We start from the raw sequence: 7,707 nt of genomic DNA on the forward strand, positions 1-7,707 counted from the left end.
ATCTCATTTTAGGAAGGATAGACGAAACGGTAGGGTGCGTCCCGGCATCGAGCCATCTTAAACCTTGACCAAAGATTTGAAACTTGCCGGAACGCACCGCTTTCCCAGGTTAAGGATAGACGAAACGGTAGGGTGCGTCCCGGCATCGAGCCATCTTAAACCTTGACCAAAGATTTAAAACTTGCCGGAACGCACCGCTTTCCGGATGCGTTGCGGCAAGATGCGTTGCGGCAAGTTTAGAATTTTTCTGACACAGCCAACCTTGACTGATGCCGCAACGCATCCTACCGATTCATCGTCGTACCGATTCATCGTCGTACCGATTCACCGTCGTACCGATTCACCGTTGTACCAATTCACCGTTGTACCGATTCATCGTCGTACCGATTCACCGTCGTAGCGATTCATCGTCGTACCGATTGGCTATCCGTAAAAACCCCCCAGTCTCATTCAGAAACTGGGGGGTTAAAGTTTAACCTAAGCCTATCTACAGACTCGGCACAAACTGTTCTTTCTCAGGAACATGGGTGTATTCCGCCACAATCTGCCGGAACTCTTCCCCGTCGATGGTTTCCTTCTCCACCAACAGATCCACCAGACGATCCATCACAGCGCGATTGTTACGAATCAGACTGCACGCCTCCTCATAACATTGTTCCACGATCGCCCGCACCTGAGCATCAATCCGAGAGGCGATATCCTCCGAATACTCCGAGCGTGTCATCAAATCACGACCTAAGAACACCTCAGACGATTGACTCTCCAGAGACATCGGACCGAGATCCGACATTCCGAACCGGGTCACCATCTGACGAGCCATATTCGTCACCTGTTGCAAGTCATTCCCTGCCCCAGTGGTCACTTCAGCATCACCGAAAATCACATCTTCAGCGGCACGTCCGCCTAAAGCCCCGGCAATACGAGCGCGAATCTGAGAACGAGAAATTAGGGTTTGGTCTTCCGAAGGGACAAACCAGGTCAGACCTCGGGCCTGTCCACGGGGAACTAGGGTGACTTTCTGCACCGGGTCATGGTCCTTAACCAGAGTTCCCACCATGGCATGGCCCACCTCATGATAGGCAATCAGACGCTTGCTCTTACTATCCACCAGCGGCGTTCCTTCCATCCCGGCCACGACACGGTCCACCGCATCGTCAATCTCAGCCATGGTGATGGCGTCCTTGCGACGACGCGCGGTGAGGATGGCGGCTTCGTTGAGGAGGTTGGCTAAGTCAGCCCCCGTGAAACCAGGGGTACGACGGGCGATCGCCTCCAAAGACACAGACGCCGCTAACTTCTTATTCCGAGCATGGACATCGAGAATCGAGAGACGACCGCGAATATCCGGGGCATCCACCGACACCTGGCGGTCAAAGCGACCGGGACGTAACAGTGCCGAATCCAGGACATCGGGGCGGTTGGTTGCCGCGATAATAATAATTCCCGTATTGCCCTCGAACCCATCCATTTCCGTCAGGAGTTGGTTCAGGGTTTGTTCCCGCTCATCATTACCACCACCGATGCCAGCACCCCGTTGACGACCGACGGCGTCAATCTCATCGATAAAGATGATACAAGGGGCATTTTCTTTGGCTTTCTTGAAGAGGTCGCGGACGCGAGACGCACCCACCCCGACGAACATCTCCACAAATTCTGAACCGGAGATGCTAAAGAACGGCACACCCGCTTCACCGGCGATCGCTTTCGCCATGAGAGTTTTACCGGTTCCCGGAGGACCAACTAACAGTACCCCTTTCGGAATCCGCGCACCTACAGCGGTGAAGCGTTCGGGTTTCTTGAGGAAGGTCACAACTTCTTGTAATTCCTCTTTGGCTTCATCCACACCCGCTACGTCATCGAAGAGAATGCCGGTTTTGGCTTCCATTTGGAAACGAGCCTTCGACTTACCGAAGTTCATCGCTTGTCCCGGACCACCGGGAGCGTTACTCGAACGACGGAAGAGGAAGAACAAACCCGCAATCAGTAGAATCGGGAAAATGAGATTCCCCAAGACACCCCAGATAGCTCCATCATTGCGAGGGGGATGGGTATCGAGGCTAACATTGGCTTCCCGCAGTCGCGTAATCAGTTGCGGGTCATTGGCGGGAAGGTCAACCCGCAGCCGTTGCAGACGATTGTCCAGGTCAAAGTCCTGAGCTTCTACAATGGCAGTCCGTCCACCTTCGTAGAGGTCAACACTGGTCACCCGCCCTGAATCGAGATAGTCGAGGAAGCGACCATAGCTCATGCGCGTTGTGGCAGTATTACCGCCACTGGTGACGGCTGAGGACGAGAAGGCCCCCTGCCAAAGAAAGAAGCCAATTACCAATAATGGCATAGCCCACAGCAGGGCGACTCTCCAAGAAAATTTCATAATCAGTTATCTCCGATTGCGGCAACGATTATTTTTAGATGCGTTTTCATTTCATAATCTTAACTAAATGTAACATAACTTCTGGAAAAGGGGGAAGAGAAGGCAAGAGGCAAGAGGCAAGAGGCAAGAGGCAAGAGGCAAGAGGCAAGAGGCAAGAGGACCCGCTATGCTCGTCACATCAGTCAGGACTAAGTTAGGCAAGAAAATATCGCTATTAAAGCATTCCTGCATTTTTACGTGTCCCCGTCTAAGTGTCTGTAACAAAAAATCGGAGCCAGAGCGTGATACTCTTGACTCCGTCTTTGGCAAACATTGAGTTGAGGCTTGGACTTACACTTCCACAGCCACCTTAGAATCCTTAGAGGTGATACGCTCGTAGGTTTCACGCATCTTCAGACCCGACAGAAGCTGGAACAGACCCGTTCCATCATTGGCACCGGGGTACTCCTTATGTTCGAGGAGCAGGTGAGCGAGTTCCCCGTAATACTTCGTGGAAGTGTTGCTCAAATGACCCTCAACGTAAATCATCTCTTCGAGATTGTCGAAGCGTCCATCGACTTCTAACACGGACACATCATGGCCGTAGTAGCTATCGGGACCATAGAACAGGCGCAGACCCGGATAGGAACAGGTCAACTTGCGACCGCAGGGAGTCCAGTTAATAGTTGACCCTTCATCGAAGAGATAGGCCGGTTCTAGGTGGTCAACGTCATTGCGTTGAATCAGACGCACCCGGAGAACCTTACGCTCTTTGTCATCTTTGATTAGATTCGTCGGCAGAATCTGAATCACGATATCCGCGTGCTGTTTCTGCGGGTCAATGTACTGCTCAAAGTCAGGCCGACGAGACTCAATCGAGGCCAGAACGTCCTCGTAGGTATGACCCCGTTCTGCCATGTCTCGCTGAATCTTCCAGGCAATTTTGACCTCGTCACTGATATCGAGGTAGATGCTAAAGTCTAGCAAGCCACGAACTCGCTCGTCATACATCGGGTGCAACCCTTCGATGACGATGATTTTATTGGGGTTGATTCGTTCAGGAGGATCGAGTTCTCCGGTTTCGTGGTTGTAAATAGGTTTGTCAATGGGGTTGCCTTCTTTCAAAGACTTGATCTGCTCATACATCAGATCAAAGTTGTTGGCGCGAGGGTCGAGTGCCGTGACCCCAGCGGCTTTACGTCCTTTGCGGTCTAAGCTGTGATAGTCATCGAGACAAATGACGGTTAACTTCTCTGCACCGAATAAATCGGAGAGTCGGCGCAAAAAGGTAGATTTCCCACAACCCGAGTCTCCCGCGACACCAATAAGAACCACGCGATCTGGCTTCATGCTCATAAGTTTCCTCTATCGACACATGTGACGTACTCCCGGCGCTGACCGTTTAGGCATTGCAGCACAGGCTTTTTTTCCCTGGACGGGATTTGCATTTTTATAGTGAGGCGACCCCTCGGACATGATTGGGTATCATATCCTCGCCCAACCCCACTGCGTTTAACAAGTCTACCCGAGTTGACATCCCTTGGCATTTTAGTCCCACACCGAGGCGCGATTTCTCCCGACGCTCACCGGTTCGGTAGAACGCGGGATTCCTGCGCCAACGTAAAAGGTTGGTTAAGTGCCAGCGATCGCATCAACGATTCGAGCGAAAATGACAACCGAGACATCCTGCTTCCATTGCCGAAGCCGACCGAAACTAAGTTTCTCTTGGTCTAACTCAGCCTCCACAGGTGTAACCCAGTCTTCCACAGGGTTGTCCAATGTTTCAACAGATGCTTGGCTGTCGTGCTTCGAGTTGGTGTGACAACTCGATAAGCAGTCTACCACAAGTCTAGGTTCTCAATTGATCTCGATGGGTATCCGAAATCAGAACAACCAAGAGGTTTCGAGACTCTTGTCGCAACAGTCGCAACAGCAGATAAGCCCACAGACAATAAATGCGATCGCCGATGGCCGAGAACCTGTATTGGTCGTTGATAGTATTTAGTCTCACTTGTGGGGTAGATCTTAGCAAACGCAGATGGCCCCTACAAGTCGACTTGGGTTTTGAGTTGGGTTTTGCCAGTCTTCGGTTTGTCGATGATCCCGGCGGCTGATGGGGTAGGAAGGCTCCAAGCAACAAAACTTTGAAGGCCCTGACTCGCTCTTATGCTACTGTCGTTGTTTGAGGGGGTTAAAAAACGCACCCACTCCGGTACGCTAGTGACATGGGTGGGCTGCCAAATGGCGCTTTTCCCTCACCGATTTTTCATCTATGTCTGACCTTCCTTTTACTCTGGATCAGCTACGCATCCTCAAGGCGATCGCCTCTGAGGGGAGCTTTAAGCGGGCCGCCGATAGCCTGTATGTTTCCCAACCTGCGGTCAGTCTCCAGGTTCAAAACTTGGAACGACAGTTGGATGTGCCGTTGTTCGATCGCGGCGGACGACGAGCGCAATTGACGGAGGCGGGACACTTACTGCTCAGTTATGGCGAGAAAGTGCTGACGCTGTGTCAAGAAACCTGTCGCGCCATTGAAGATTTACAAAATTTACAGGGGGGGACCCTAATTGTCGGCGCTTCCCAAACCACGGGGACCTATCTCCTCCCTCGGACCATTGGTGCTTTCCGTCAACGCTACCCAGATGTGGCGGTGCAACTGCATGTCCATTCGACTCGGCGCACCTCTTGGAGTGTCGCCAACGGCCAGGTCGATTTGGCCATTGTCGGGGGGGAAGTCCCCACGGATTTACAAGATTCTTTGGAGATTATCCCCTACGCGCAAGACGAACTGGCTTTGATTCTGCCGGTTTCTCATCCGCTGGCTCAGTTACCCTCGGTGCAAAAAGAGGAGTTGTATAATCTGCAATTCATTGCCCTCGACTCTCAATCAACGATTCGTAAGGTTATCGATCGCGTTTTGGCTCGCTGTGACATCGATACACGCCGCTTAACCCTAGAGATGGAACTCAACTCCATTGAGGCGATTAAAAACGCCGTGCAGTCGGGTTTGGGAGCAGCGTTTGTGTCCGTCTCGGCGATCGAGAAGGAGTTGGAAATGGGAGTTCTACACCAGGCCACAATTGAGGAGGTCGTGGTCAAACGTACCCTCAATGTGATCTACAATCCCAATCGCTATCGCTCGAAAGCTGCTGAAGCCTTCATTACCGAGATTTTACCCCTCTTCTCCAATCAGGACCTCGACCCGAAACTCCTCGAACCCATTACCCGCGTTAAAGCTAATCACAAGGGTAAAGAGGCCGCCGTGGCGGCAGAGGTGGAGGTCAAGTCTGTGGCCGAGTCCGTGGCCGAACCTGGCGATGGAACGGCATAACAGACCGGTTTGGGTCTGACTTGGGGTCTGATGGGTCTTTCTGACCTATTCTATTTCTGTTTTATCCGTTTCGATTATGTTGACGATCGCATTGCCGAAAGGCGCACTCTTAAAAGACAGTATTCGTTCTCTGAAGGCTGTTGGCTTAGATTTTAGTGGTTTCCTAGACTCCTCTAATCGCCAACTTCAGATGTTGGATGCTAGTGGAACGGCCCAGGGTTTATTGGTGCGGGCCTTGGATGTCCCGGTTTATGTCGAATATGGCCAGGCGCAACTGGGAATCGTTGGCTATGATGTTTTGCGCGAAAAACACCCTAATGTGGCCCAGGTGGCTGATTTAGGTTTTGGCGGTTGTCGTCTCTCGGTGGCGGTTAAAGCCTCGAGTCCCTATCGCAATCCTTTGGATTTACCGATTCATGGTCGCGTGGCCTCGAAATTTGTCACCTGTGCGCGGGACTATTTCCGCAGTTTGGATTTACCCGTCGAAATCGTCCCCCTCTACGGTTCCGTGGAACTTGGGCCGATTACCGGGATGTCCGAGGCGATTGTGGATTTGGTCTCGACGGGACGCACCCTGAAGGAAAATGGCTTGATTGAGATTGAGGTGTTGTTTGAGAGTACAGCTCGCTTAGTGGCTCATCCGTTGAGTTATCGCCTCAATCATGATGGCTTAGAGGAGATTGTCGAAAGGTTGCGATCGCAGCAGCACCCCGTCACCGTAGGTTAGTTTGGTCTATCAAGCCGTTCGCGATGCCGTCATCTACCTCAGGAACAGCCATCGCGAACAGCCAGATTCCCGTTTAAGATAGAATTAGATAATCGGAGCGGAGGCGAGGCATGATGAGACTGATTCGAGCTATTTTGGGAATTTTTGCTTACGGTGGTGCGGCATTATTTCTTCTGGCTGCGATCGTTGGGCTGTTTGATGCCGAAGAAACCTTCCTTGTGAGATTTTTCGTATTTCTCTTTTGCTTAGGGTTTACCGCTGGCTTTGCGAAGTTAGGACAGTGGCTGATGCAACATCCTCCCCTCTTTGGCGCTAAACGTCAAAAATCCATTCAAGCGGAGGCTTCGACGGAGGCGGAACGGTTACAAAAGGTGTTTTATGAGGTCGTGCAGACCAACCAGGGTTCGGTGACCGTGATGCAATTTGCGATCGCCTCAGGTCTGTCAGGAGACGCGGCGAAAACTTACCTAGACGAGCAAGCTGAACAATTTGAAGCCACGTTCCAGGTCAGCGATACTGGCACAATCTACTATCAGTTTCCCCTCTAACAAATCCTGATAGCAATCTAAAAGACCCAAAACTATTTTAGTAATCACTCAGCCGTTACTGTTATACTAGAGGTAACGCAACCCTTAAGCTGCGAGGTACAGAACAATGGATTATCTCAAGGCTGCACATTACTTTATCATCAAAGCCTATGAGGATGGTGTTGAAGCGGATATAACCAACATGAAGGTTCAGAAGCTTCTTTACTATGCTCAAAGTCTGCATTTGGCGCTTTACGATGAACCTCTCTTCAATGAGGTGATTCAGGCTTGGCGTTATGGACCAGTTTGCCCTCCCGCCTACCGGTTTTATCATGAGTTTGAAGCCAAGCAACTTCCTATTCCGAGTCTGGATGAATTAAAAGCGATTCCTCCCGAACAAAAACAAGTCTTAGATGAGACTTGGATTTATTTTGGTTGGTATCACGCCTATCGACTGAGTGAGATGACCCACGGAGAGTTTCCCTGGAAAAAAGCTCGTCGAGGCTTACCTCCTGAAGCCGCATCAACGGAGCCAATTCAACATCAGGATATGAAAGAATTAGGCTTGCAAAAACTTGATTTAATTGAACGAGATAACCCGATTTATGAAGGAGTTATGTCCGAGGTTGTGAGTCAGGGGTTAGCCGAGAACTCGTCAACTCGAATTTCTCAAGGAGAGGTGCATGACTGGCTCACAACCCTTCTCGATTGAACCGTCTGATCACTATTGTCGCTCGTTTAAAAAACTGAAAAAAGTCATAAAGCCTCA

Annotated in this window: 6 protein-coding genes; 4 read left to right on the forward strand and 2 right to left on the reverse strand. The window is 50.9% G+C overall.

The window, feature by feature from the left end; translation table 11 throughout:
* Nucleotides 1-487: 487 nt before the first annotated feature.
* Complete coding sequence (ftsH2, locus tag R6U67_RS12650) at nt 488-2,374, reverse strand: ATP-dependent zinc metalloprotease FtsH2 (protein ID WP_410252879.1); 1,887 nt, start codon at nt 2,372-2,374, stop codon at nt 488-490.
* A 330-nt stretch (nt 2,375-2,704) separates the two neighbouring features.
* A complete protein-coding gene (locus R6U67_RS12655; RefSeq protein WP_410252880.1) occupies nt 2,705-3,709 on the reverse strand; it encodes a phosphoribulokinase in 1,005 nt (334 codons plus the stop codon).
* Nucleotides 3,710-4,625: 916 nt separating this feature from the next.
* Here R6U67_RS12655 and R6U67_RS12660 point away from each other — a divergent pair.
* The 4 genes from R6U67_RS12660 (at nt 4,626) to R6U67_RS12675 (ending at nt 7,650) form a co-directional block, all read left to right on the forward strand.
* Nucleotides 4,626-5,684: a LysR family transcriptional regulator gene (locus tag R6U67_RS12660; protein WP_410252881.1), complete on the forward strand. Its 1,059-nt coding sequence runs from the start codon at nt 4,626-4,628 to the stop codon at nt 5,682-5,684.
* A gap of 76 nt (nt 5,685-5,760) precedes the next feature.
* Nucleotides 5,761-6,411 carry an ATP phosphoribosyltransferase gene (hisG, locus tag R6U67_RS12665; protein WP_410252882.1) on the forward strand — a complete coding sequence of 217 codons (651 nt, stop codon included), beginning with the start codon at nt 5,761-5,763 and terminating at the stop codon, nt 6,409-6,411.
* Between the two features lie 110 nt (nt 6,412-6,521).
* The gene (locus tag R6U67_RS12670; RefSeq protein ID WP_410252883.1) at nt 6,522-6,959 is read left to right on the forward strand and encodes a hypothetical protein; all 438 of its coding nucleotides are present in this window, start codon (nt 6,522-6,524) and stop codon (nt 6,957-6,959) included.
* Between the two features lie 106 nt (nt 6,960-7,065).
* The gene (locus tag R6U67_RS12675; protein WP_410252884.1) at nt 7,066-7,650 is read left to right on the forward strand and encodes a Panacea domain-containing protein; all 585 of its coding nucleotides are present in this window, start codon (nt 7,066-7,068) and stop codon (nt 7,648-7,650) included.
* Nucleotides 7,651-7,707: the final 57 nt, after the last annotated feature.

This window comes from Sodalinema sp., assembly GCF_046483825.1.
Lineage (GTDB): Bacteria > Cyanobacteriota > Cyanobacteriia > Cyanobacteriales > Geitlerinemataceae > Sodalinema.